At 69.6% G+C, this 23,025-nt stretch carries 25 protein-coding genes and 1 pseudogene; 15 read left to right on the top strand and 11 right to left on the bottom strand.

What is annotated here, in order from left to right; translation table 11 throughout:
- Window positions 1-7: 7 nt before the first annotated feature.
- Both ACFYTS_RS07185 and ACFYTS_RS07190 read right to left on the bottom strand, forming a co-directional pair.
- Window positions 8-277 carry a hypothetical protein gene (locus ACFYTS_RS07185; protein ID WP_387301966.1) on the bottom strand — a complete coding sequence of 90 codons (270 nt, stop codon included), beginning with the start codon at window positions 275-277 and terminating at the stop codon, window positions 8-10.
- Window positions 277-933 carry a TetR/AcrR family transcriptional regulator gene (locus tag ACFYTS_RS07190; protein ID WP_387301968.1) on the bottom strand — a complete coding sequence of 219 codons (657 nt, stop codon included), beginning with the start codon at window positions 931-933 and terminating at the stop codon, window positions 277-279. Before ACFYTS_RS07190 ends, ACFYTS_RS07185 begins: the two co-directional genes overlap by 1 nt.
- Window positions 934-1,003: 70 nt before the next feature.
- On the opposite strand from ACFYTS_RS07190, the gene ACFYTS_RS07195 reads away from it, so the two are divergent.
- Window positions 1,004-1,492 (top strand): VOC family protein, encoded by a 489-nt coding sequence (locus ACFYTS_RS07195; RefSeq protein WP_357281031.1) that lies wholly within the window; start codon window positions 1,004-1,006, stop codon window positions 1,490-1,492.
- Between the two features lie 15 nt (window positions 1,493-1,507).
- On the opposite strand, the gene ACFYTS_RS07200 is transcribed toward ACFYTS_RS07195, so the two are convergent.
- The 4 genes and pseudogenes from ACFYTS_RS07200 to ACFYTS_RS07215 form a co-directional block, all read right to left on the bottom strand.
- The gene (locus ACFYTS_RS07200) at window positions 1,508-1,732 is read right to left on the bottom strand and encodes a hypothetical protein (protein ID WP_387301970.1); all 225 of its coding nucleotides are present in this window, start codon (window positions 1,730-1,732) and stop codon (window positions 1,508-1,510) included.
- A 3-nt stretch (window positions 1,733-1,735) separates the two neighbouring features.
- Window positions 1,736-2,830 (bottom strand): saccharopine dehydrogenase family protein, encoded by a 1,095-nt coding sequence (locus ACFYTS_RS07205; RefSeq protein ID WP_387301972.1) that lies wholly within the window; start codon window positions 2,828-2,830, stop codon window positions 1,736-1,738.
- Window positions 2,827-3,765, bottom strand: a complete 939-nt coding sequence (locus ACFYTS_RS07210) for an alpha/beta hydrolase (RefSeq protein WP_387301974.1) — start codon at window positions 3,763-3,765, stop codon at window positions 2,827-2,829. The genes ACFYTS_RS07205 and ACFYTS_RS07210 overlap by 4 nt, the downstream gene beginning before the upstream one ends.
- Window positions 3,762-4,794: pseudogene (locus ACFYTS_RS07215) on the bottom strand (flavin-containing monooxygenase). Before ACFYTS_RS07215 ends, ACFYTS_RS07210 begins: the two are co-directional and overlap by 4 nt.
- Between ACFYTS_RS07215 and ACFYTS_RS07220 the strand changes: the two are divergent.
- The 5 genes from ACFYTS_RS07220 (at window position 4,793) to ACFYTS_RS07240 (ending at window position 8,783) form a co-directional block, all read left to right on the top strand.
- Window positions 4,793-5,221: a hypothetical protein gene (locus ACFYTS_RS07220; RefSeq protein ID WP_387302099.1), complete on the top strand. Its 429-nt coding sequence runs from the start codon at window positions 4,793-4,795 to the stop codon at window positions 5,219-5,221. The pseudogene ACFYTS_RS07215 and the gene ACFYTS_RS07220 overlap by 2 nt on opposite strands.
- Before the next feature lie 9 nt (window positions 5,222-5,230).
- A complete protein-coding gene (locus tag ACFYTS_RS07225; RefSeq protein WP_357281016.1) occupies window positions 5,231-5,683 on the top strand; it encodes a flavodoxin family protein in 453 nt (150 codons plus the stop codon).
- 115 nt (window positions 5,684-5,798) lie between these two features.
- Window positions 5,799-6,467: a LuxR C-terminal-related transcriptional regulator gene (locus ACFYTS_RS07230; protein WP_387301976.1), complete on the top strand. Its 669-nt coding sequence runs from the start codon at window positions 5,799-5,801 to the stop codon at window positions 6,465-6,467.
- Window positions 6,464-7,753: an ATP-binding protein gene (locus ACFYTS_RS07235; RefSeq protein WP_357281013.1), complete on the top strand. Its 1,290-nt coding sequence runs from the start codon at window positions 6,464-6,466 to the stop codon at window positions 7,751-7,753. The genes ACFYTS_RS07230 and ACFYTS_RS07235 overlap by 4 nt, the downstream gene beginning before the upstream one ends.
- On the top strand, window positions 7,740-8,783 hold the full coding sequence (locus ACFYTS_RS07240; RefSeq protein WP_387301978.1) for a hypothetical protein: 1,044 nt from the start codon (window positions 7,740-7,742) through the stop codon (window positions 8,781-8,783). Before ACFYTS_RS07235 ends, ACFYTS_RS07240 begins: the two co-directional genes overlap by 14 nt.
- A gap of 41 nt (window positions 8,784-8,824) precedes the next feature.
- On the opposite strand, the gene ACFYTS_RS07245 is transcribed toward ACFYTS_RS07240, so the two are convergent.
- The gene (locus ACFYTS_RS07245; protein WP_387301980.1) at window positions 8,825-9,262 is read right to left on the bottom strand and encodes a MarR family winged helix-turn-helix transcriptional regulator; all 438 of its coding nucleotides are present in this window, start codon (window positions 9,260-9,262) and stop codon (window positions 8,825-8,827) included.
- Window positions 9,263-9,334: 72 nt separating this feature from the next.
- On the opposite strand from ACFYTS_RS07245, the gene wrbA reads away from it, so the two are divergent.
- Both wrbA and ACFYTS_RS07255 read left to right on the top strand, forming a co-directional pair.
- Window positions 9,335-9,958, top strand: a complete 624-nt coding sequence (gene wrbA, locus ACFYTS_RS07250; protein WP_387301982.1) for an NAD(P)H:quinone oxidoreductase — start codon at window positions 9,335-9,337, stop codon at window positions 9,956-9,958.
- Window positions 9,955-11,358, top strand: coding sequence for an MFS transporter (locus tag ACFYTS_RS07255; protein WP_387301984.1), 1,404 nt, complete (start codon window positions 9,955-9,957; stop codon window positions 11,356-11,358). Before wrbA ends, ACFYTS_RS07255 begins: the two co-directional genes overlap by 4 nt.
- On the opposite strand, the gene ACFYTS_RS07260 is transcribed toward ACFYTS_RS07255, so the two are convergent.
- Window positions 11,259-11,732, bottom strand: a complete 474-nt coding sequence (locus tag ACFYTS_RS07260; protein WP_387301986.1) for a hypothetical protein — start codon at window positions 11,730-11,732, stop codon at window positions 11,259-11,261. The two genes, ACFYTS_RS07255 and ACFYTS_RS07260, sit on opposite strands and share 100 nt — an antisense overlap.
- A gap of 5 nt (window positions 11,733-11,737) precedes the next feature.
- Between ACFYTS_RS07260 and ACFYTS_RS07265 the strand changes: the two genes are divergently transcribed.
- Entirely contained in the window at window positions 11,738-11,998 is a 261-nt protein-coding gene (locus tag ACFYTS_RS07265) for a hypothetical protein (RefSeq protein WP_387301987.1), read from the top strand.
- A gap of 5 nt (window positions 11,999-12,003) precedes the next feature.
- Here the strand turns inward: ACFYTS_RS07265 and ACFYTS_RS07270 are convergent, their stop codons facing one another.
- Window positions 12,004-12,447 carry a toxin-antitoxin system HicB family antitoxin gene (locus tag ACFYTS_RS07270; RefSeq protein ID WP_387301988.1) on the bottom strand — a complete coding sequence of 148 codons (444 nt, stop codon included), beginning with the start codon at window positions 12,445-12,447 and terminating at the stop codon, window positions 12,004-12,006.
- 146 nt (window positions 12,448-12,593) lie between these two features.
- Here ACFYTS_RS07270 and dapA point away from each other — a divergent pair, with 146 nt between their 5' ends.
- Both dapA and ACFYTS_RS07280 read left to right on the top strand, forming a co-directional pair.
- Complete coding sequence (gene dapA, locus ACFYTS_RS07275) at window positions 12,594-13,502, top strand: 4-hydroxy-tetrahydrodipicolinate synthase (protein WP_357280997.1); 909 nt, start codon at window positions 12,594-12,596, stop codon at window positions 13,500-13,502.
- Window positions 13,499-15,571, top strand: coding sequence for a ribonuclease J (locus ACFYTS_RS07280; protein WP_387301990.1), 2,073 nt, complete (start codon window positions 13,499-13,501; stop codon window positions 15,569-15,571). Before dapA ends, ACFYTS_RS07280 begins: the two co-directional genes overlap by 4 nt.
- 352 nt (window positions 15,572-15,923) lie before the next feature.
- Here ACFYTS_RS07280 and ACFYTS_RS07285 read toward each other — a convergent pair whose 3' ends face one another.
- Both ACFYTS_RS07285 and ACFYTS_RS07290 read right to left on the bottom strand, forming a co-directional pair.
- Window positions 15,924-16,484 carry a hypothetical protein gene (locus ACFYTS_RS07285; RefSeq protein WP_357097261.1) on the bottom strand — a complete coding sequence of 187 codons (561 nt, stop codon included), beginning with the start codon at window positions 16,482-16,484 and terminating at the stop codon, window positions 15,924-15,926.
- Window positions 16,485-16,503: 19 nt separating this feature from the next.
- Window positions 16,504-16,893 carry a DUF4189 domain-containing protein gene (locus ACFYTS_RS07290; protein WP_357280991.1) on the bottom strand — a complete coding sequence of 130 codons (390 nt, stop codon included), beginning with the start codon at window positions 16,891-16,893 and terminating at the stop codon, window positions 16,504-16,506.
- 245 nt (window positions 16,894-17,138) lie between these two features.
- Here ACFYTS_RS07290 and ACFYTS_RS07295 point away from each other — a divergent pair, with 245 nt between their 5' ends.
- The 4 genes from ACFYTS_RS07295 to ACFYTS_RS07310 all read left to right on the top strand — a co-directional run bounded on the left by ACFYTS_RS07295 (window position 17,139) and on the right by ACFYTS_RS07310 (window position 23,024).
- On the top strand, window positions 17,139-17,756 hold the full coding sequence (locus ACFYTS_RS07295) for a TIGR03085 family metal-binding protein (protein WP_387301993.1): 618 nt from the start codon (window positions 17,139-17,141) through the stop codon (window positions 17,754-17,756).
- Window positions 17,757-17,916: 160 nt separating this feature from the next.
- On the top strand, window positions 17,917-20,514 hold the full coding sequence (locus ACFYTS_RS07300) for a DNA translocase FtsK 4TM domain-containing protein (RefSeq protein ID WP_387301995.1): 2,598 nt from the start codon (window positions 17,917-17,919) through the stop codon (window positions 20,512-20,514).
- 57 nt (window positions 20,515-20,571) lie between these two features.
- The gene (locus ACFYTS_RS07305; protein ID WP_387301997.1) at window positions 20,572-21,672 is read left to right on the top strand and encodes a DUF5919 domain-containing protein; all 1,101 of its coding nucleotides are present in this window, start codon (window positions 20,572-20,574) and stop codon (window positions 21,670-21,672) included.
- 50 nt (window positions 21,673-21,722) lie between these two features.
- Window positions 21,723-23,024 carry a KamA family radical SAM protein gene (locus ACFYTS_RS07310; RefSeq protein WP_387301999.1) on the top strand — a complete coding sequence of 434 codons (1,302 nt, stop codon included), beginning with the start codon at window positions 21,723-21,725 and terminating at the stop codon, window positions 23,022-23,024.
- Window position 23,025: the final 1 nt, after the last annotated feature.

Below are 23,025 nucleotides of genomic sequence, written 5' to 3' on the forward strand. Positions count from 1 at the left end.
CCCGTGCTCAGTCCGCCCGCAGCGTCCGCCGCAGCAGCACCGCCGACCCGGCCGCCACGATCACGCCGCCGACGACCAGGAATCCCGTGATCGAATCGCGCAGGGAGCGTTGCTCGTCGTAGCTCCGCACCACCGGGCGGCCCTTGCTGGTCTCATGGCAGACCTGACCGATGTTCATGGAGTGACCGTCACATTCCACGGGCAGCGACAGCCGGAACAATCCGATCAGTATCAGGGCCAGGCCCACGGCGACCCCTATGGTGTGGGCGATCTTCATCAGGCCTCCGCAAGCGTCGAGGGCGTCGTGGCCAGACGCATCCAGGTGCCGTAGAGCCACCGCTGGTAACCGTCCGCATCCAGGCCGAGGGTGCTGACCATGAGGTTATAGGTGTCGGCCTGGGCGAGCGGGCCGACCGTTCCGATGATCCAGTCGAGATCCGCCTCGGGATGCAGCAGTCCGTCGGCGCGCATGCGCTGCCACAGCTCGGCGACATGCTGCTGGGTGGCGGCGCGTCCGGCCCGGGCGGCCTCGGCGATGACCGGTTCGCTGGCCTCGGCGGCGACGGCGGCCGCGATGAGCGGCGCCGCGCGTTCCATGAGCTGCCGCGCGCCCTGGGCGTAGGCGGTGACGCGTTCGCGCAGGGTGGGCGCGGTCCCGGCCCGGATGTGCCAGTCGCGGTGGGCCAGGTCGACGTCCTCGGTGTCGCCGACGATAGCCACGTCGATGGTGCGTTTGAGCAGTTCGGCCTTGGAGCCGAAGCGCAGGTAGACCGTGCGCGAACCCACCTCGGCGGCATCGGCGACCGCGGCCAGCGAGGTCGCCGCGTAGCCGTCGGCGATGAACAGCCGCCGGGCCGCGTCGAGGATCTTGCGCTCGGTCTCGGCCTTGCGGGCGTCCCACAGCGGGGACGACTTCTTGACACCCGAACTCAACTGCTGCATCCTAACTGCATCACTACAGTGATACTGCATAAATACATCGATACTGCAAAGGATAGCAGCGATGATCCCCACACTCGCCGGGGTGCATCACCTCAAAGTTCCCGTGTCGGATCTGGCACGGTCCATCGATTGGTACTGCAGCCGCCTCGGCTACACCGTCGGCCTCGAATTCCAGGAGCAGGGCGTCCTGAGGGGTGCCGTCCTGCACCACGCCGCCGGCGGACCGATGCTCGGCCTGCGCCTGCATCCCGAAATGGCCGCCGCCTCCGCGGGATTCGACTTCTTCTCGATCGGCGTCCCGGATCGAGCGGCCCTGGAAACGCTGGCACGGCATTTGAACGGCCTCGGTGAATCCCATGCCGGGGTGCACCGCGCCAGCCTCGGCTGGATCCTGCCCGAACTCCGCGACCCCGACGGTCACGAAGTCCGCTTCTACTCCATGGAATCCCACACCGAACTCGGCGACGAACCCGTCACCATCGACAATCCGCGCGCGACCGCGGAAGCCAAGGAACGCGAGATCGCCCTGCAGGGCAACGAGATTCAGTGATTCGATCGGTACGCGTCACGGGCGGCCCGCGTCGTGGAGGTACGAACGCAGGACCGCCCGCGCGTGCCGGCGCATCGGCTCCTCGACGCGGGTGCCCCGGGTGGCCAGGATCCGGCGGATACGGGCCCGGAACTCGGGCGCGCTGAGCCCGAGCGTGGTGAGGATCTCCCCGGCGGGCGGGCCGCCGAACGGCTGCCAGACCAGGGCGAGATCGATGAGCGCCTGCTCGTCGGGGCTCATCGATCACACCGGGGTCAGGCCGATATCTGCGCAGCCGTCGCGCAATCCGTCGAGACCGAAGGCCTCGATCGGGCCGACGATGCCCGCGGTGCGCCCCGCACCGGACGTGAGTTGCTCTGCGGCCCAGGCGATCAGCTCGCCGGTGAGGGTGTAGATGCTCGGACCTTCGAGATGGACCTCGCCCAGCGGGCCGCTCGGGCCCGTGGCGACCGCGACCACATGGGAGCGGGTGCGCTCGCGTTCGGCGGCGTCGGGTCCGCCGGGCGGGCCGATCACCGGCCGCGTGGAGGCATCGATCAGCGTGCGGCCCAAGGGGACTCGAGTCGCCACGGCGGCGAACCTCGACAACAGTGTGGCCGCCCGGCTCAACGCCGGGAACCAGCCGTTGTAGACACTGACGTCCTCGACGGTCGGGAAGGCGGCGGGCAGGTGCAGCACCTCGGTGCCCGAGACCAGAAAGGCGTTCTTGCGACGACCTCGCACCGGGAAGGCATGCACCCGGGATGCCGTGCGTTCCTCCACCAGAACTCCCCGCAGTCGTCGCGCCGAGGGCAACGTCACGCCGTCGCGCATGGTGGTGCGGGTGCCCTGGCTCAGACCTCGCCACAGTGGGCCGGTCGCGAAGTAGCCGATATCGATCGACCGCACGGCGGTCCCGCCTTCGAGCGCGGCCAGCGCCCCGGCGAGCACGCCCGGCACATAGTCGTAGCCGAAGGCGGGCAACATGATCGAGCCGTTGGTCCGCGCGACGCCGTTCAATCGGCCCTGCAACTCGCGGACGAAACCGACCTCGCCGGTGGAATCGATGTAGTGGGCTCCGGCCAGTGCGGCGGCCTCCGCGACCGGGTAGCCGAACCGTTCGAAGGGGCCGACGGTCGTGATGAGCACATCGCCCGGGCTCAGCAGCACGGTGATGCTCGCGGTGTCGGAGGCGTCGGCGACCGCGAATTCCAGGCCGCCCGCCTGTTCGGCGAGCGCCTGCACGGCCGCGCGATGGCGCCCGGCGAGAACCGGTTCGATGCCGCGGCGCAGCAGTGCGTGCAACACCAGGTCGCCGGTGTAGCCCGTCGCGCCCAGCAGCACGATGCGTCCGGTCATGGGGTGTCTCCTTCCGGTGTGATCGGGACATGGCGGCGCAGGAAGGCGAGCTGATCGGTGATCACCCGCTCGAAGGCCGCACCGCGATAGATGTCGAAATGACCGTCCGTGTAGGTGCGGACCTCGCCGCGCGGTGCCCGCGCGGCGTAGCGCAGGGTGGGTTTCGCCGGTGCGACGGAATCGGTTTCGCACACCGAGAACAGGATCGGCACCCGGATGCGTCCGGTGTGGCGGCCGGGCCGATCGGTGAGGATGTCGAACACCACCCGGGCCGCGGCCTCGTTGCGGAAGTCGGCGCCGGGCGGAACCAGTGCCAGATAACCGGATTCGGCGTCGGGCGCGGTCATCAGCGCGGTGCCGTTCGCGGGCCCGGCGGTGGTGATCATGTGCGGTTCCCGACCGAGCAGCATGGCCGCGACATCGCGCACGCCCGCGGCGGTGGCCTTGACCGAATTGATCGGCGACACCGCGAGGGTGGAGGCGACGCCGTCGGTGAAGGGGCACTGCGCGATCGCCGCGACCAGTCCGGCCGGGCGTTTCGCGGCGGTGTGAATGACATGCCCGCCGCCGAAGGACGTGCCCCAGGCGATGATCCGGGCATTGTCGACCTGGGGCAGGTGCCGGGCGAACGACAGTGCGGCGATCCAGTCCGCGCGCTGTTCACGGGTCGAGAGCAGATAGCGGGGCGCGCCGTCGCTGTCGCCGAAGTGGCGGTAGTCGAACACCAGGCAGGCGTACCCGGCGGCGGTGAACCGCTCGGCATAGGCGCCCAGGCCCATGGCGCGGATCGCGCCGAGTCCGTGCGCCATCACCACCACCGGCGGGCGGGTGCCCGGGCGCGGCTCGGGCAGGTAGAGGGTCGCGGCGCAGTGGTCGCCGTTGCGGGAGGGGAAGCGCACGTCGTATGTGGTGGCGCCCGTGTGGTTTCCGCTCATCGCGCGACCACCTCGGCGGCGCGGCGGGCGGGGTGGTCGGCGGCCGACAGCCCGGCGGGCCGGCGTGCGCCGCGTTCACGCTCCAGGCGCAGATCGCGCATGTAGTCGTCGAAGTCGACCTGGATGGTGTGCCGTTTGGAGGCGACGTAGCGGCGCTGGATGCCGCGCCGGTGCGCGGCGATCTCGCTGTCCATGTCGGCGGCGCTGGGCAGGTGATACCGGCCCTGGAGGTGGTCGGCGATCAGCTGGGCCTGGCGTTCGGCGATCGGCATGATCGCGCCCAGCGGCTGCACCAGGCCGACGAAGTACAGGCCCGGCACCTCGGGATGGAACACGCGCCGGTACAGGCGGATTCGATTGTCACCGGACGGGTCGAGGAAGTCGTGGTCGAAGAACGGGAAGCTGATCTTGTAGCCGGTGCAGAACACCACCAGGTCGGCGGCCACCCGGCGGCCGTCGGTGAACACCACCTCGTCGCCGTCGAAGTGATCGATGTTCGGGACCGGCGTGATCGCGCCGTGCGCCAGCCGGTCGAGGATACGGCTGGACATGGTCGGATGCGCCTGGGCGAACTTGTGATCGGGCTCGGGCAGCCCGTAGCGGGACATCGGCCCGGTGGCCGCGGCCATCAGCCTGCGCGCGAACGGCCAGCGCAGGAACGACGGGAACCACTCGGCGGCCCCGAGGCGGTCGTAGGGGCGGCCCCAGACGTACTTCGGGATCACGTGCACGCCGCTGCGGGCCGAAAGATAGGTCTGCTCGGCGTGATACGAGGCGTCCACCGCGATGTCCATGGCGGATCCCGAGCACCACCACCCGCTTCCCGGTCAGCTGCGCTTCCTCGGTGTAGGCGTGCGAGTGCATCAGCTGCCCGCGGAACTCGCCCGCGCCGGGGAACATCGGTTCGGGCAGGCGGGGATCCCAGTGGTGACCGTTGGCGACCAGCACCGCGTTGTAGCGCAGGGTTTCGCCGGTCGAGATCGTCACGTCGAAGCCGTGGTCGGCGCGCGGCGCGACGTGCGCCAGCATGGAGGCGGTGGTGCGCGAATTGCGCTGGGACACCGACTTCTTCGGTTCCTTCGAAGCCCTGCTCGAGGCGTGGGTGCGCTACTTCTACGACCACCCGCTCGAACGCGCCATGACCGCCGCGGCCAACCTCGAGCCGGACCCCGTCGCCCGCACCGCCGTCCGTGAATCGGTCAACGTCCACTACCTCGCGGTCCTGCGTCCCCTCTTCGACGCCGGGGTCGCCACCGGCGCACTGCGCCCCGGCACCGACACCGAGGCGCTGCTGGCCCTGCTCCTACTGCTGCTGCCGCAGATCGCCCTCGCCCCGCACGTCCAGGGCCTCGACCCGGTGCTCGGCCTCGCCGAGGGCGATGCCGACCACGCCGTCGCCACCGCCCTGCGCCTGGTCCACGTCGTGGTCGACCCCTATCGCGGCCAGGGATCGTAGGCTCGCACCGTGCCCACACTGCTGATCGTTCACCACACCCCGTCGCCGTTCATGCAGGAGATGTTCGAGGCGGTGCTGGCGGGCGCGACCGATCCGGAGATCGAGGGCGTCGAGGTGATCCGCCGCCCCGCGCTCGGCGTCACCGCCAGCGATGTCCTCGCCGCCGACGGCTATCTCCTCGGCACCCCGGCCAACCTCGGCTACATGAGCGGGGCGCTCAAACACGCCTTCGACACCTTCTACTACCCGTGCCTGGATTCGACCAAGGGTCGCCCGTACGGGCTCTACATCCACGGCAACCAGGGCACCGAGGGCGCGGAACGCAGCGTCGAGAGCGCGACCACCGGGCTGGGGTGGGAGAAAGCGGCCGCGCCGGTGATCATTTCGGGCAAGCCCGAGAAGTCCGATATCGAGCGGTGCTGGGAGCTGGGCGCGACCGTCGCGGCGCGATTGATGGAGTGAGACTCGGGTGCCCCCGAATTCTGGTGTCTGACACATTCGCGGGTGGTCCGGTCATACTCGAGGGGGCGTTCTCCGGGAACGCTCAATATGAGTGTGGGAAGAGGTGACGGCCGCCGTGGAGGCGCAAGAGTCGGGGACACGCCGTATCGGGCTGGTCGAGGACCATGAATCGGTGGTGCTGGGGTTGTCGGCCATGCTGGCCCCGGAAGCCGATCTGGAATTGGTGATCACCGCGGGAACCGTCGCGGAACTGCTGGCGGCCGGGCCGGAACTGGATCTGGTGGTGCTGGATCTGCGGCTCACCGACGGCTCCTCGCCCGATGACAATGTGCGCGCGCTGCGCGAGCGGGGGATCGAGGTGCTGGTGTTCACCGGGGCGGACAATCCGTTCCTGGTGCGATCGGCCGCCCGGGCGGGCGTGCTGGGTGTGGTGCGCAAGTCCGAGGACGCGGCGACCGTGGTCGCCGCGGTGCGCCGGGCCGCGCATGGCGAACAGGTGGTCACCACCGACTGGGCCGCGGCCATCGACGGCGACCCGCAATTGCAGGACGTCGGGTTGAGCCCGCGTCAGCAGCAGGTGCTGCAGCTGTACGCCTCGGGGGAGAAGGCGTCGCGGGTGGCCCGCATGACCGGGCTGTCAGAGCAGACCGTCAACGACTATCTGGGCCGCATCCGGCAGAAGTACGCCGACGCCGGACGCCCGGCCCCGACCAAGACCGACCTCTACAAGCGGGCCGTCGAGGACGGGTGGCTGCCCGTTCCGGAGCGGAGTCCGCGGGCATGACCGCCACGAGCGCCCTCGACTCGACGGCCGCTCCCCGGTCCATGCCCTCGCTCGCGGCGCTCACCCGGCGGGTGCGTGCCCGCGTGAAGGCGACCGAGGATCCGGCTACCGCCGCCTACGACCGCATCATGCGTCGGCTCGGCATCTCCATCGGCATCGCGGGCGCCATCATCGGCGGCGGCGAACTGCCGGAGGTCGCCGAACAGGGCCGCTACGCGTCGGTGTGGTGGTCGGTGGCCGCGATGGCGCTCGTGTTCGGCTGGTACCCGATCATCGGCGTGGTGTCGGCGGTATCGGGGACCAAGGCCATCAAGTTCGTGTGTGGTTGCGCCGCGGTCAGTTTCCTCGGCGCGCTCGCCACCATCCCGCTCGGGTTCGCCCCGCACACCGTCGACGCCACCAATATCTGGCCGTACCGGGTGACCGCGCTCGCGGTGAGCGCGGGCGTGCTGGCCTGGTCGGGCCGGACGACGCTGGTCTATCTGCTGGCCGCGTCCGCGTCGGCGGCGCTGGCCACCGTGTACACGGTCGGCGAGGTGACCCCGCAGCACATCATCGAGAACTTCCTGCGCTCGGCGGGATTGGCCGCCCTGTTCCTGTGGTGCGGTACCGCCGCCGTGGGCGCCGCGGCCCGCGTCGACCGCGAATCCGCCATCGCCAGCCGCCGCGCCGCCGCCCAGGCCGCCGCCCAGGCGCGCGACCGGGAACGCTCGCGCTTCGCCGCGCTCATCCACGACGCCGTGCTCTCAACGCTTTTGGAGGCTTCGCGCGCCGGCGCCGAATCCGATGTGGTGCGGCGGCAGGCCGAGCGCACCCTGGAACAACTCGACGAATACCGTGGCGCGGAACGCGATCCGGACCTGCTCGACGCCCGTTCGGCGCTGCTGTTCCTGCGCGCCGCGGTGCAGGAGATCAATCCGAGCATCCGCTTCGCCACCCGCACCTGGCCCGGCTTCGACGACCTGCGCATGCCGGTGCATTCGGCCAGCACCATCGCCGCCGCGCTCACCGAGGCCGTGCGCAACAGCCTGCGCCACGCCGCGGTCCCGGGCCGCGAGGTGCGGCGCACCGTGACCGCCACCGTCAGCGCGGGCAGCATCCGGATCGTGTTCAGCGACAACGGGGCCGGATTCGACCTGGCCGCCGTGTCCGCCGATCGGCTCGGCATCTCCATGAGCATCCTGGGCCGCATGCGCCAGCTGGCGGGCGGCTCGGCGTTCGTGGAATCCCAGCCCGGCGAGGGCACCACCGTGACCTTGGTGTGGGGTGGCGATGGCTCGCGCTGACGGCATCGACCTGGACCCCCGCTTCGGGCTGCGCGATCTGCTCGGGCTGCGGGGCAGTACCGCGTGGTGGTTCCTGCTCATCCTGGAAGCCGTCATCGCGCTGTACATGGCCCGCAATTTCGGGCAGGCCCCGCTGTGGGCGGCGCTGGCCGCACTGGTGCTGATGCTCAGCGCGGGCGCGCTGGTCACCGCGATCCCGGTCGACCCGCTGCCGATTCCGGTCGCCCTGTACGGGGCCGCCGTGCCGCCGATCGCGACCGCCCTGACGGTCATGACCCCGGTGCGCGATCTGCCGCACGAGTCGGTGTGGTCGGCGTTCGCCTCGTCCTACGTGCTCGGAGTCCTGGTGCTGCGCGGGCGGGTTCGCACCGCGTGGGCGGGTGTCATCGCCGTGGCCGCGGTCCTGGTCACTCTCGGCTTGGGCGGTTCGCACCTGGATCCGGGCACTCTGATCGGTTCCATGGTTCCGGTCGGCACCATCACCGCCATCTCGGTCTTCACCGCCATCATGCGCCCGATGCAGCGCTCGCTGCGCATCCTGCGCGAGGACGCCCTCATGCGCGCCACCGCCGAGGCCACCATGGCCGCCGCCGACAGCGAACGCACCCGCCAGCTCGCCCGCCTGGACCGCGTGGCCCGCCCGATCCTCGAGCGCATCGCCGACGGCGCGCAGCTCACCGCCGCCGAACGCGAGGAATGCCGCCTGCTTGAGGCCGAACTCCGCGACGGCCTGCGCGCACCCCAACTGGTCACCGACGAACTCAGCGGCGCCGCCCGCGGCGCCCGCGGCCGCGGCGTCGAAGTGATCCTCCTCGACGACGGCGGCTTCGCCGGAGTCCCCGAATGGGTCCGCCGCCGCGTGATCGATGCCGCCACCAAGGAATTGGACGCGACCAACGCGGGCCGGGTGACCATCCGAGTCCTGCCCCTGGGCCGCCCGGTCCTGGCCACCGTCCTCGCCACCGCCCCCACCCAGGACCGCCGAACCGAGATCGACCAGGACGGCCGAGTCACCACCATGACCGACTAGGTACGAGAACCGTTGTATCGAGCGGGGGCGGTCCCTGCTCGTCACCGCTGCCCGCTGTCCACATTCCCTGTCAGGGTCGCCAACAGCGCGGGCAGTTCCGCCACGGTTCGCTCCGGCAGTCCGGCCACGGTCTCCTCGGCCAGATCCCGCCACAGCCGCTTCACCTTCTCGGTCAGCTCCCGCCCACTCTCGGTGAGTTCGACGACACTGGCCCGCTTGTCATTCGGCGCGGGCGCCCGCCGAACATGTCCGGACGCTTCGAGTTTCTTCGTCATCAACGTGACACTGGGCGGCTCGCACCCGAGCGCGCCACTCAACTGCGCCTGAATCATCGGCCCACTCCGAGCGAGCTCGAGCAACAGCGCCTCCTGCCCGGTATGTAGCCCCAGCGGCGCCAATAGCGCTGCGGCCCTTGCTCGGTGGCGCAGGGTCAGCAGGCGTATGGCCTGGTTGATGGCATCGGCTTGCTCGAAGTCCACGGGTCTCCTTGACAGGATAGTTATCCGCATAACATTATGCGAATAACTAATTCTAGCAATCCTGGAGTCGCCATGCTCGTGAAGGTCACCGTCATCTACTACAGCGCGACAGGAACCGTCCACGCCCTCGCGCAGGCCGTCGCGGCGGGAGCCGAAGCGGGCGGAGCCGAGGTGCGCCTGCGCCGCGTCGCCGAACTCGCACCCGCCGCGGCGATCGATCAGAACCCGCTGTGGCGCAAGCACGCCGATGCGACGCGATCGGTCCCCGAGGCCTCGCTCGAGGACCTGGCGTGGGCGGACGCGCTCGCGTTCGGGACGCCGACGCGGTTCGGCGCACCGGCCGCACAGCTCAAACAGTTCATCGACCAGACCGGCGGCCTGTGGCGCGAGGGCGCGCTGGCCGACAAACCGATCACGGCCTTCACCTCGGCCTTCAACCGGCACGGCGGCAGCGAGGCGACGATTCTGTCCCTGGCCAACGTGTTCTACCACTGGGGTGCGCTCATCGTGCCGCCCGGATTCACCGATCCGGCGGTCTCCGCGGCGGGCGGAAATCCCTACGGCACTTCGTATGTCACCGGACCGGACGGTAACGGGCCCGACGAGGCCGCGCTGGAGGCCGCCGCCTACCAGGGGACACGATTGGCCCGGATCGCGGCGCGGCTGCACACCGGCGTCCTGGTGGGTCGGGAATGAACGCCTTCGCCGACACCAGTGCCGACACATCAAGGGATGGAACGCATTCCGGGCGCGCGCGGTTGATCCTGGCGCTGGTCTGCGCCTGCCAGTTCATGGTCATCCTGGACTCGTCCATCGTGAATGTCGCGCTGCCCTCCGTGCAGCGGGATCTCGGATTCAGTGCCACGGGCGTGGCCTGGGTGGTCAACGGCTATCTGCTCGCCTTCGCCGGGTTCATGCTGCTCGGCGGTCGCGCCGCGGACCTGTTCGGTCAGCGGCGGATGCTGATCATCGGGCTGACGGTGTTCTCTGCGGCGAGTCTGATCGGCGGCGTCGCCACCGCGGCGGAGCTGCTGGTGGCGGCTCGGTTCGCGCAGGGGATCGGGGCGGCGCTGCTGGCGCCCGCGACGCTGGCGGTGATCAACACCGAATTCACCGAGACCCGCACGCGTGCACGGGCATTCGGGGCGTGGTCGGCGGCGGGCGGGATCGGCGGAATGGCCGGTGCGCTGGCGGGCGGGGCCATCACCACCGGGCTGTCGTGGCGGTGGGTCTTCCTCATCAACGTGCCGATCGGTGTGGCCTTGACCGGACTGGCCCTGCTGTCGTTGACCGATGGACGCCGTGGCCACCGAGAATCTTTGGACCTCCTCGGCGCGGTCACCGGGACCGCCGGGCTCGCCGCCGTCATCTTCGGTGTCATGGGCAGCACCGATCACGGCTGGCTGTCGGGTGTGGTCGCCGGTCCGGTCGCCCTGGGCGTCCTGTTGCTGATTGTCTTCCTCACGGTGGAAGCGCGTTTCGCCGCCCGGCCGCTGGTGCCGCTGCGGTTGTTCCGGATTCGGCCGGTCGCCGTCGGCAACACCCTGCTGCTGTTGTTCGGCGCGATCGGCATCGCCATGTGGTACTTCACCTCGCTGTTGCTTCAGAACGTGTGGGGCTACAGCGCATTACGCACCGGGCTCGGACAGGCTCCCGCCGCGGTGACGTTCCTGGTGTTCGCGCGAGTGTCCGCCACCCTGCTCCCGCGAACCGGCGCCCGCCCGCAGATCCTGGCCGGAAGTGCCTGCCTCCTGGTCGGATTCGCCTGGCTGACCCGCGCCGGCACCGACAGCGGCTATCTCCTCGGCGTTCTCGGCCCGACGCTGCTCATCGCCGTCGGCATCGGCCTGACGTTCCCGACTCTCATGGCCGTGGCCACCTCGGACGCGCCGGACGGTGATGCGGGGATAGTCGGCGGCTTGGCGGGCACCGCCAATCAGGTCGGCGGGGCGATCGGCTTGGCGGTATTCGCGACGATCGCGGGCTCGGCGGCGGCCTACGGCCGGGTCTTCGTCATGGCAGCCGGAATCGCGGTGGCGATCGCGGTGATCGCCACCGCGCTCATGAAAGCAACCGAATCGGAAAGGGTTTCCTGAATGTCCGCGAGAACCTCCGTCATCGGAGTCCTGGTCTCATGCTCGGCCCTGCTGCTCGCGGGCTGCGATGACGCGACGGTGGTCGACCGGCCATCGCCGAGCGTCACCGTCACCACGGCGAACGCGACCGTCGGCGCCGCGACCCCGAGCCTCACGGCCCCGGCCGGCCCCGATGTCGATACCGCCTCGAAGGCTCCGACCCCGATTCCGGAGTCGACCCCACCCGCCCTCTGGAATCCGTGCGGCCTGTCGGATGCCGCGATCTCGGCCGCGGGCCTGAACACCGCTTCCAAGACGAAGCTCGACAACCCCGGTGTGCCCGATTCACGGAGCTGCCGGTGGCAGAACAACGCGAGAACGGTGGAGCTGACCATCGATCGTGTCGAGCCCCGACACGCTGGCGGATCTCCAGGCCGGTGGCAAGTACGTGCAGTTCACCCCGGTGACGCTGGGCGGCAGGCAGGCGGTCGAGTACCGCGCGGCCCAGGACACCCATCACCTGGGCTGTTATGTCACCACCTTCACCGGTGACGGCAGCGTCGCCTTCGTCGCCAAGACGCTGCGGGTGCAGCAGGACGGCTTCGACTCGTGCGCCGACGCGCGCACGTTCGGCGCGGCGCTGGCGGGCCAGTTGCCCTGACGGGATCAGGACTCGTCCCAGCGGCCGCCCTTCCTCATCTGATCGCGGAGGGCGGACTGGACGGTGGAGGACAGCCAGGAGTTGAGGGACACGCCGCTCTGGGCGGCGGCTTCCTCGGCGCGGGACTTGAGCTGTTCGACCAGGCGGAGGGTGACGCGGCTGATGTCGCCGGTGACCTCCTCGAAGGTGGGGTGCTCGTCGGTGGCTGCGGTCTTGCGCACGTCGACGTGGGCGTCGGTACCGTCGACGGAGACGTGGACGGTCCGGTCGGGGAGGGTGGCGCTCACCTCGGCGGCCAGCTCGGAGACGGCGGACAGCAGGATGAGGCGGGCGGAGTTCTCGGTGGCGGCGGCCAGGGCGGCGGCGGTGGCCTGGGTTTTCTCGTCGCCGAGGGCCGCGGCGGCGATGAGGTTCTCGCGGAGTTGGGCGGTGTACTTGTTCAGATCCATGACACCAGTGTGACGTCACGGGTGGTGTCATTCAAGGAAACTTCTGACGCCAGAAACGGGCGCTCGAGTCGAATCGCCAACCTGCCGGGCACGGTTCGGGTATAACGATGCAAAACCCGTTCCAGCGACGCTGTAGCCTTCTGACTATGACGAACGGTGAATCGACGCGAACCGAGCTGCGCGCGTCCGGCACAGTAGGTGTCGCGATGGTGACCCCCTTTACCGCCGAAGGCAAGCTCGACGTCGATGCCGGTGTCGCGCTGGCCGCCCGTCTGATCGACGGCGGCGTCGATCTGCTCGCGATCTCCGGAACCACCGGCGAGTCGCCCACCACCACCGAGTCCGAGAAGTTCGACCTGCTGCGTGCCGTCGTGGACGCCGTCGGTGATCGCGCCACCGTCATCGCGGGCGCCGGCACCTACGACACCGCACACAGCATCGAGCTCGCCCGCAACGCCCAGCGTGCGGGCGCCCACGGTTTGCTGGTCGTCACCCCGTACTACTCGCGTCCCAGCCAGGACGGGCTGTTCGCACACTTCTCCGCCGTCGCGGACTCGACCGACCTGCCGGTCACCCTCTACGACATTCCGCCGCGCTCGGTGGTCCCCATCGCGACCGACACCATTCGCCGTCTCGCCGAGCACCCGAACATCGTCGCCGTCAAGGACGCCAAGGGCGATCTGGGCGCGGGCGCGGAACTGATCGCCGAGACCGGGCTGGCGTTCTACTCCGGTGACGACGTGCTCAACCTGCCGTGGCTCTCGATCGGCGCGACCGGATTCATCAGTGTCATCGGCCATCTCGTGCCGGACCGCCTGCGCGCCCTGATCGACGCCTACCAGGCCGGGGACGTCGCCCGGGCGCGTGAGATCAATGTCAGCATGGCCCCGCTGAACCGCGCCATGGCGCGCCTGGGCGGTGTCGCCATGACGAAGGGCGCGCTGCGCCTGCTCGGAGTCGAGACCGGAGAACCACGCTTGCCACAACTCATGCCGAACGGCGACCAGCTCGACGAGCTCGCCGTGGACCTGCGTGCCGCGGGGGTGATTGCGTGACCAGCCCCGCTCGCCGCCCCCGTCGCAGTGCCAGTCGCGCCGCCGGCGCCCCGGCTCCCGCTCCCGAGAAGCCCCCTGCCGCCGAGAAGCCCGCTGCCGCTGAGAAGCCCGCTGCCGCGCCCGAAACCGTGAGTTCGGCTGCCGCGCAGCCGGAACCGGCGCAGGCCGCCCCGGCCCGCGCGGAAGCCGAGCCTGCCCGCGAGCGCGCGGCTCGCGGCCGCTCCTCGGACCGCGGCAAGGCCCAGTCCAGACCGGCCGACGAGGCCCCCCGTTCCCGTCAGGACGAATCCCGTTCGCGCCAGGACGATTCCCGCAACCGTGGCGACCGCAACCGCCGCGGCGGTGGCCGTTCCCGGCAGGGCGGCCGCGATCAGGCTCCGGCCCCGCGCGATCCGCACGCCATGGGCACCCCGCCGAAGGCCCCCAAGGGCGGCCTGCGGGTGTTCGCGCTCGGCGGCATCGGTGAGATCGGCCGCAACATGACCGTTTTCGAGTACGACGGCAAGCTGCTGATCGTCGACTGCGGTGTGTTGTTCCCCGAGGACCAGCAGCCCGGCGTCGACCTGATCCTGCCCGACTTCGGTCCCATCGAGGACCGCATGGACGACATCGCCGCGGTGATCCTGACCCACGGTCACGAGGACCACATCGGCGCGGTGCCGTTCCTGCTGCGCCTGCGTCGCGACATCCCGGTGATCGGCGCCAAGTTCACCCTCGCGCTGGTGGCGGCCAAGTGCCGCGAGCATCGCTTGCAGCCCAACCTGACCGAGGTCACCGAGGGCGAGCGCACCCAGCACGGCGCGTTCGAGTGCGAGTACTTCGCGGTCAATCACTCGATCCCCGACGCGATCGCGGTGGCGATCCGCACGCCCGCGGGCATCGCGCTGCACACCGGCGACATCAAGCTGGATCAGCTGCCGCTCGACGGCCGTCTCACCGACCTGGCCGGTTTCTCCCGCCTGGGCGACGAGGGTGTGGACCTGTTCCTGGTCGACTCCACCAATGCCGAGGTGCCGGGCTTCGTGACGCCCGAGCGCGAGATCGGCCCGGTGCTCGACAATGTGATCGGTAAGGCCAAGGGCCGGGTCATCGTGGCCTCCTTCGCCTCTCACGTGCACCGCATCCAGCAGGTGGTGGACGTGGCGCAGCGCTACGACCGCCGGGTCTGCTTCGTGGGCCGGTCCATGGTCCGCAATATGCAGATCGCCCAGGACCTGGGCTACCTGGAGATCCCGGACAACCTGGTGGTGGATCTGGATCAGGCCGCCAACCTGCCGGTGCACAAGCTGGTGCTGATCTCGACCGGTTCGCAGGGTGAGCCGTTGTCGGCGCTGTCGCGCATGGCGCGCGGCGACCACCGTCAGATCAATATCCGCGCCGACGATCTGGTGGTGCTGGCCTCCTCGCTGATCCCCGGCAACGAGAACGCGGTCTTCGCGGTGGTGAACGGCCTGGCCCGCCTGGGCGCGACGGTCGTCACCCAGCAGAACGCGAAAGTCCATGTCTCCGGCCACGCTTCGGCGGGCGAGCTGCTGTACCTGTACAACGCGGTCCGTCCGACCAATGCCATGCCCGTGCACGGCGAGTGGCGGCACCTGCGCGCCAACGGCGCCCTCGCGGTGGCGACCGGCGTCCCCGAGGAGCGGGTCATCCTGGCCGAGAACGGCGTCGTGGTCGACCTGGTCGACGGCATCGCCACGATCTCCGGCCGGGTCCCCGTCGGCCAGGTCTACGTCGACGGCCTCTCGGTCGGCGACGTCGGCGAGTCCACCCTCTCGGACCGCTTGGTCCTGGGTGAGGGCGGCTTCATCTCCATCAATGTCGCCGTCGACTCCGCCACCGGCAAGGCCGTCAGCACCCCCGAGGTCAGCGGCCGCGGCTTCTCCGACGACCCCGAGGCCCTCTCCGGCGCCCAGGAACTTGTCGAGAACGAACTGCACCGCCTGGCCGTCGAGGGCGTCACCGACACCCACCGCATCGCCCAGTCCGTCCGCCGCGTCGTCGGCCGCTGGGTCGCCGAGAAGTACCGCCGCCGCCCCATGATCGTCCCCACCGTCATCGGCGTCTGACCCCAAAGGTCTAGCAGCGCAACAGAAATCGCCCCGACAGCAAGAAGCTGTCGGGGCGATTGCATTCTGCCGCCGAACGATCCGCCCGGAACGGCGACCAGCCGCGCCGCTGGCGACAGGCCCGCCGCTGGCGTGAGGTCCGCCGCCGGCGAAAGGCCCGCCGCCGACGAAAGCCTGCCGCCGGCGGTGGCGTGAGGTCCGCCGCCGGCGAAAGGCCCGCCGCTGGCGTGAGGCCTGCCGCCGGCGGAGGCCCGCCGCAGGCGAACTTGCCTGCCGCAGGCGGCAATCCCGCCGCAGGCGATTACCCCTGCCGGAGGCAGCACCCCGCCTGGGGCGGGAACCACAAGAGTTTCTACTTATCCTGGCAGGCGGCCGAGTCGAGCTTGGCGGCCTTGACGATGCTGCAGGCGTAGTTGTGGTCGATCTTCCAGTCGGTGCCGTCGGCGACGAAGGAGACGGTCGCGTTCTGGACCGGCTTGCCGTCGATGGTGACGTCGGCGTCGGCCTTGAGCTTGCCCTCGGCCGGGTCGCCCACGTTGGTGATCTTGATCTTGACGTTGTTGGCCTTGGCGGCGTCGACCAGCTTCTGGGCGAGCTGCGGGTCCAGCCCGGCGTTCTCGATCCAGTCGGTCTTGGTCTTGGAGTCGATCGAGGGGTCGAACGCCTTGGTGACCTTGTCGTTCAGGTCCGCGACCGAGGGCTTGGGCAGGTCGGCCACGGTGGTGGGGGCCGGAGCCGCGCCGGTGACCTTGGCGTCGCCGCCGTCGGTGCTGCCGTCGAACTTGCCGGCGGGGGCGGCCGAGGTGGTGGCGGCGGCCTTGGTGGTGTCATCGGACTTGCTGCAGGCCACCAGGCCGAAGGCCGAGGTGGCCAGCATCAGCGCGGCGGTCGCGCGGAAAACGGTGTGCTTCAACGAAATTCTCCCCGTGATTTCAGAGCTGGTAACCGGTGGTGCAGTTCCAGTGAATGATGGTGGCGCCGGCGGAGTTCCGGTTGAGCGCCTGGTTCTTGGCGGCGATCCGCGAGGACGCGGCGCCGAAGGTGTAGTAGCCGTCGCGCGAGGAGTAGGCGACCGCGCCGCAGCCGTTCGAGAAGCGCGCGACGATCTTGCAGTCGTCGTAGGTGCACGAGCTCATGGCGGCGTTCTGCGCCGCGGGGCTGTCTGAATAGTCGTAGGAGTAGCCGATACGACCGGTCGACACCGACAGCGCGATGGCGCCGTAGTTGTAGTCCTGGTAGGCGTTGGCCGGAGCGGCGGTCCCAGCGAGCAGGGAACCGACGGCCGCGACCATCACGGCTGCGCCGCTGACGATCTTCTTCAAGGTGTTGCCCTTCTTGTGCTTTCGGGTCCACGACCCTATGGACCGAGGGATCAAGTTACCGATCCGGAAGTGTTGACGCCAACCGGCATCTGTGGTTTGTGCGGCGGCAGCGCGTTGCGGGCCGCCTCCGGCTGTGTTGTCACATCCGGTGCCAGATCATGATCAGCGGCGGCGCTTATGGGAGACCGTGTGGTTTCCTTAACGCCCCGGTGCGAACCCGGACAACCCGGACTAGGGTCCCCCTTATGAATATGGCCCAACGTGAGCGCCAGGCCCTGGTTCAGGCGATGGCCGAAGCCGGTCCCGACGCGCCGACCCTGTGCGGGGAGTGGACGGCCCGGGATCTGGCCGCGCACTTGGTCGTTCGTGAGCGTCGTCCGGACGCCGCCCCCGGCATCCTGCTCAAGCCGTTCGCCCCGTATCTGGACAGCGTGCAGCGCAAGGTCACGCAGCGCCCGTTCACGCAGCTGCTCGACGAGGTGCGCTCCGGCCCGCCGTTCTACCTGCGCCCGGTCGACGCGTTGATGAACACCACCGAGATGTTCGTCCACCACGAGGACGTCCGCCGCGGCGCGTCCGGCTGGGAGCCCCGCACCCTGTCCGCGGCCGACGAGGACCGGCTGTGGAAGGTGCTGACGGGCCTGGCCCGCATGGCCTATCGCAAGTCGCCGATCACCATCGCGCTGGCCACGCCGGACGGCCGCCGCACGGTGGCGCGGCAGGCCGGGGATCGCACGGTCGTGCTGGCCGGTCCGCCCTCGGAGCTGCTGCTGCACGCTTTCGGGCGCAACGCGGTCCGTCTGGAGGCGACCGGCGCGCCGGAGGATGTCGAGTTGGTGCACGCGCTCGATCGCAGCGTCTGATCTGCCCCGAGGGGTGGTCGGCACCCCGTTGACCCGGTGGTTTCCCGCCTGATCGCGGCGTCGACGGCGGTTTTTCGTTGTGATCGCCACAGTTTCTGATTCGGGTGGGCCGGGTGTTGCGGATGGTCCGGGTGGTGCTGTTGCGGCTAGCCTGGGACGCATGGCAGGTAAGGCCCGCACCGGAACGTCACGTACGCGAGCGGGGGCCACGCGGGGGCAGACTCCCGCGCAGTCCCGCGCGCGCACCCAACGCACCCCGGCCAAGGGCCGCGGCACGGCGGCACGCAAGGCTCCGGCCCGGCGTCCCGCACCCCGGCGCGCGCAGTCCAATACGGCCCCGCTGGCGGTGGTCCGGCGTGGTGTGACCAGCGGCTGGACCATGATGGCGCGGGGCCTGGGCGCGACGACGCGGGCGGTCAGCCGGGCGGGGGAGATCGAGCACGGCCACCGGCGTGACGGGATCGCGCTGGGCCTGGTGGCTTTCGCCTTCCTGATCGTGGCGGCGGTGTGGCTGTCGGCGGGCGGCCCGGTCGGGCACTGGGTCGATACCGCGGTGCGGGCGGTGTCCGGATCGGCTTCGGCGGCATTGCCGTTCGTGCTGGTGGCGATCGCGGTGATTCTGATGCGCACCGAGCCGCAGCCGGAGATCCGGCCGCGGCTGGTGCTGGGCGGGCTGATGGCGGGTCTGCCGATCCTGGGTTTGTGGCATCTGGCCGCGGGTTCCCCGTCGGACGCGCACGGTCGCGCGCATGCCGCCGGTTTCGTCGGTTATGTGGTCGGCGGCCCGCTCTCGGAGGGTCTGTCCGCGTTCCTGGCGGTGCCGCTGCTCATGCTGGCCATCGGTTTCGGCCTGCTGCTGTTGACCGGCACCCAGGTCCGGGATGTGCCCGAACGCCTGCGGGAGATCTTCGGCACCGGCGCCGGCGGCGACGAATACGACCGCTACTCCGATGACCCCTACGATCCGTCCAACTACGACGCGGACGGTTTCCCGCTGCACGCTCCCGAGGTGCGCAAGCGTCGCGGCCGCACCCCGTCGGAGAACTATCCGGCCGACGAGTTCGGCGGGTCGGACGCGGTCACCGAGATCATCGGCGAGCCCCCGTTGCAGGACGCGAAGGAGATCGTCCAGCCGGAGGAGAAGCCGCGGCCCGCCCCGGCGAAGGTCAAGCCCCCCAAGCCCGTTCCCGCGGTGGTCGATCAGACTCCGCCGCCGCCGGAGCAACTGGAGTTCGTCACCGACCGCGAGGTGGACGGCGATTACACACTGCCGTCGCTGTCCCTGCTGACCGACGGCGATCCGCCGAAGAAGCGCAGCGCGGCAAACGAATCCATGATCGAGGCCATCACCGAGGTGCTGGTCCAGTTCAAGATCGACGCGGCGGTCACCGGTTTCGTGCGCGGCCCGACGGTCACCCGTTACGAGGTGGAGCTGGGCCCGGGCGTGAAGGTCGAGAAGATCACCGCGCTGGCCCGCAACCTGGCCTACGCGGTGGCCACCGAGAACGTGCGCCTGCTGGCTCCGATCCCGGGCAAGTCGGCTGTCGGTATCGAGGTCCCCAACGCCGACCGCGAATTGGTCCGCCTGGCCGACGTATTGAAGGCTTCCAGCACCCGCAACGACCACCATCCGCTGGTGATCGGCCTGGGCAAGAACATCGAAGGCGAGTTCGTCACCGCGAATCTGGCCAAGATGCCGCACTTGCTGGTGGCCGGTTCCACCGGTTCCGGTAAGTCCAGTTTCGTCAACTCGATGCTGGTCTCGCTGTTGTGCCGCGCCACCCCCGAGGAGGTGCGCATGATCCTCATCGACCCGAAGATGGTGGAGCTGACGCCCTACGAGGGCATTCCGCACCTGATCACCCCCATCATCACCCAGCCCAAGAAGGCCGCCGCCGCGCTGGCCTGGCTGGTGGAGGAGATGGAGCAGCGCTATCAGGACATGCAGGCCAGCAAGGTCCGCCACGTCGACGACTTCAACCGCAAGGTGAAGTCGGGTCAGATCACCACTCCGCTGGGCAGCGAAAGGGTGTATCGCCCTTACCCGTACATCCTGGCCATCGTCGACGAGCTCGCCGACCTCATGATGACCGCCCCCCGTGACGTCGAGGACGCCATCGTCCGCATCACCCAGAAGGCCCGCGCCGCGGGCATTCACCTGGTGCTGGCCACCCAGCGCCCGTCGGTGGACGTGGTGACGGGTCTGATCAAGACGAACGTCCCCTCCCGCCTGGCCTTCGCCACGTCCTCGCTGACCGACTCGCGAGTCATCCTCGATCAGCCCGGCGCGGAGAAGCTGATCGGTATGGGTGACGGCCTGTTCCTCCCCATGGGCGCGAGCAAACCGACCCGTCTCCAGGGCGCTTTCATCTCCGACGAGGAGATCGCCGGCGTCGTCGACTTCGCCAAGACCCAGGCCGAGCCCGACTACCAGGAGGGTGTCACCGCCGCCAAGGCCGGCGAGAAGAAGGACGTCGACCCCGATATCGGCGACGACCTCGACCTCCTGCTGCAAGCCATCGAACTGGTGGTCACCTCCCAGTTCGGCTCCACCTCCATGCTCCAACGCAAACTCCGTGTCGGCTTCGCCAAGGCGGGCCGCCTCATGGACCTGATGGAAACCAGGGGAGTGGTCGGCCCGTCGGAAGGCTCCAAGGCCCGTGACGTTCTCATCAAGCCCGACGAACTCGACGGCCTGCTCTGGTCCATCCGAGGCGGCGGCGCCGAACCTGCCGCGGATGGCGCTGAGCCCGAGTAGGTTTGAGCGGTCCGCTCCGTATTGAAGCTCCTCCGTGGTGCCCCTAATCTGAATCTTGTGGCACGCGGGGGAGTTTCATGGGGCCGGAGCTGGAAGCGGCTGTGGCGCAGGCCGGAACCGCGCTGGATCGCCGGATTGGGCGTCGGTGTCGCGACCGTCCTGCTGCTGGCGGTGCTGGCTCGCGGAATGCCGGACTACTGGCGCAATTTCGAGTTGAACACCGCGGCCGACCTGATCGGCGCCGTGTTCACCATCTTCCTGCTGACCCCGATCATCCAGCGGGTCGGCGAATCCCGGGTGCGTGAGCATCGCGAACTCGACTACCGGCGCTTCCTGGACCGCGCCCACCGCAGTATGAACGCGATCCGGATCGTCGACACCTTCTCGAACATGCTGGTCGAGCCGCATTCGGACCGGTTCGGGCAGATCACCCGGGATGCGTTGGCCCGCGGCGTGTCCGTGCGGGTGCTGCTGATCAACCCGTCGACCCTCGCGGCCGAGCAGCGCGACCGGGAACTCGGTGCGGCCGAGGACCTGCAGCGGCAGCTGGCGCTCAATCTGATTTCCCTGCGCGCCCTGCAACGGGATATCGGCGAGCTGGAGCGCGCGCACCCGGGCCACGGTCCCGGGGCGGACTTCCAGGTCCGGCTCTACTCGTCGGGTCCCGACGTGACCATGTATCGCGCCGACGACAGGTGCCTCGTCTCGTTCTATACGATCGACGGCCTCTCCGGTGATTCGCGCCAGCTCGAGGTGTCGGTGCATTCCCCGCTCGGCAAGTTCGTCAACGACCGATTCCACGCCGTGTGGGGCCGGTCGGTTCCGCTGGAACACCTGATCGACGTGACACTGTCCGACGGAACCGGTGACCGGCGCAGGTCCTTGGTGAAATCGATTGTGGTGGACGATATTCGCTATCTGCAGGGTGCTCGCACGGATCGCTTCCTGGGCCGGGTCGGGACCGATCCGATTCGGGCGCGGCTCGACGACGGCAGCGACTACGAACTGTTCCTGGTCGTCGACACCGGGCTGATCGATCGGCTCACCGCGGTGGCGGGACGGATCTTCCGTGACTCGTCCGATGGCGACTTCCTGTGTCTGCGCCCGGTGGCATCGCCCGGGCAACCTCCCGGGGCCGAGGCCGCCGCGGATCACTAGGATCGGTGCTCGGTCGCTCGACATCCGTCGGGCCGTGCTGGAGGCATCGGATGTCGCTGGGCACCAGGGGGTATGGGTTTCGCGCGATCGGCGCTCGGGAGTTGCCGAGTATCGCCGCCCGCGCCGGGCTCGATGCCGCGCAGGCGCGGGAACTGGCGGCGGTGGCCGCGGTGCTGCCGTTCCGGACGAATCGTTATGTCCTGGACGAACTCATCGACTGGACGCGTGCGCCCGACGACCCGATCTTCCGGCTGACCATGCCGCATCCGCGGATGCTCGCCGACGACGACCGGACCGAGATCGCGACCCTGCTCGCACACGACGCCTCCGCCGCCGACATCCGCCACACCGCCACCCGCATCCGCAAGGCGATGAACCCGCATCCGGAGGGCCAGCGCACCCTCAATCGCCCCGCGGCCGAGGGGGAGTCGTTCGACGGGTTGCAGCACAAATACCGCAACACGGTGCTGTACTTCCCGCGCAACGGTCAAACCTGTCACGCATACTGCGCGTACTGCTTCCGTTGGGCGCAGTTCGTCGGCGAGCCGGAGCTGCGCATGGCCGCCGCGGGTCCCGATGTGCTGATCCGCTACCTCGACCGCCATCCCGAGGTCAGCGATGTCCTGGTCACCGGCGGTGATCCGATGATCATGAGCGCGGACGCCCTGGCCCGGCACCTGGAGCCGCTGCTGGACCCGCGCCTGGAACAAATCACGTCGATCCGGATCGGCACCAAGGCACTCGCTTTCTGGCCGCACCGCTTCGTCAGCGATCCCGACGCCGGTCAACTGCTGAAGTTGCTGACCCGGATCACCGAGTCCGGACGCCACCTGGCGATCATGGCCCACGTATCGCACTCCCGGGAACTGGAGACCGACGTGGTGCGCCACGCGATCCGGCGATTACAGGCCACCGGCGCGATGATCCGCTGCCAATCCCCGATCGTGCGCACCGTCAACGACAGCGCTGATGCCTGGATCGCTCTGTGGCGCAACGAGGTCCGACTCGGCATGGTCCCGTACTACATGTTCGTGGAACGCGACACCGGCCCGCGCGACCACTTCGCGGTGCCCCTGGCCGCCGCGACCGCGATCTTCGCCGACGCCTACCGCGCGGTCCCCGGCCTGGCCCGCACCGTCCGCGGCCCGGTCATGTCGGCGACCCCCGGCAAGGTCGTCATCGACGGCGTCAGCACGATCGCCGACCGCCGAGTCTTCGCGCTGAGGTTGCTCCAAGCCCGCGACGAATCGCTGGTAGGCGCCCCCTTCTTCGCGAACCACAGCGACACGGCTCGCTGGCTCGACGACCTCACCCCGGCATTCGCGCCCAGGTTCCCCTACGAGCAGCCTTGAA

It is taken from the genome of Nocardia sp. NPDC004151, assembly GCF_042874235.1.
Classification (GTDB): domain Bacteria; phylum Actinomycetota; class Actinomycetes; order Mycobacteriales; family Mycobacteriaceae; genus Nocardia.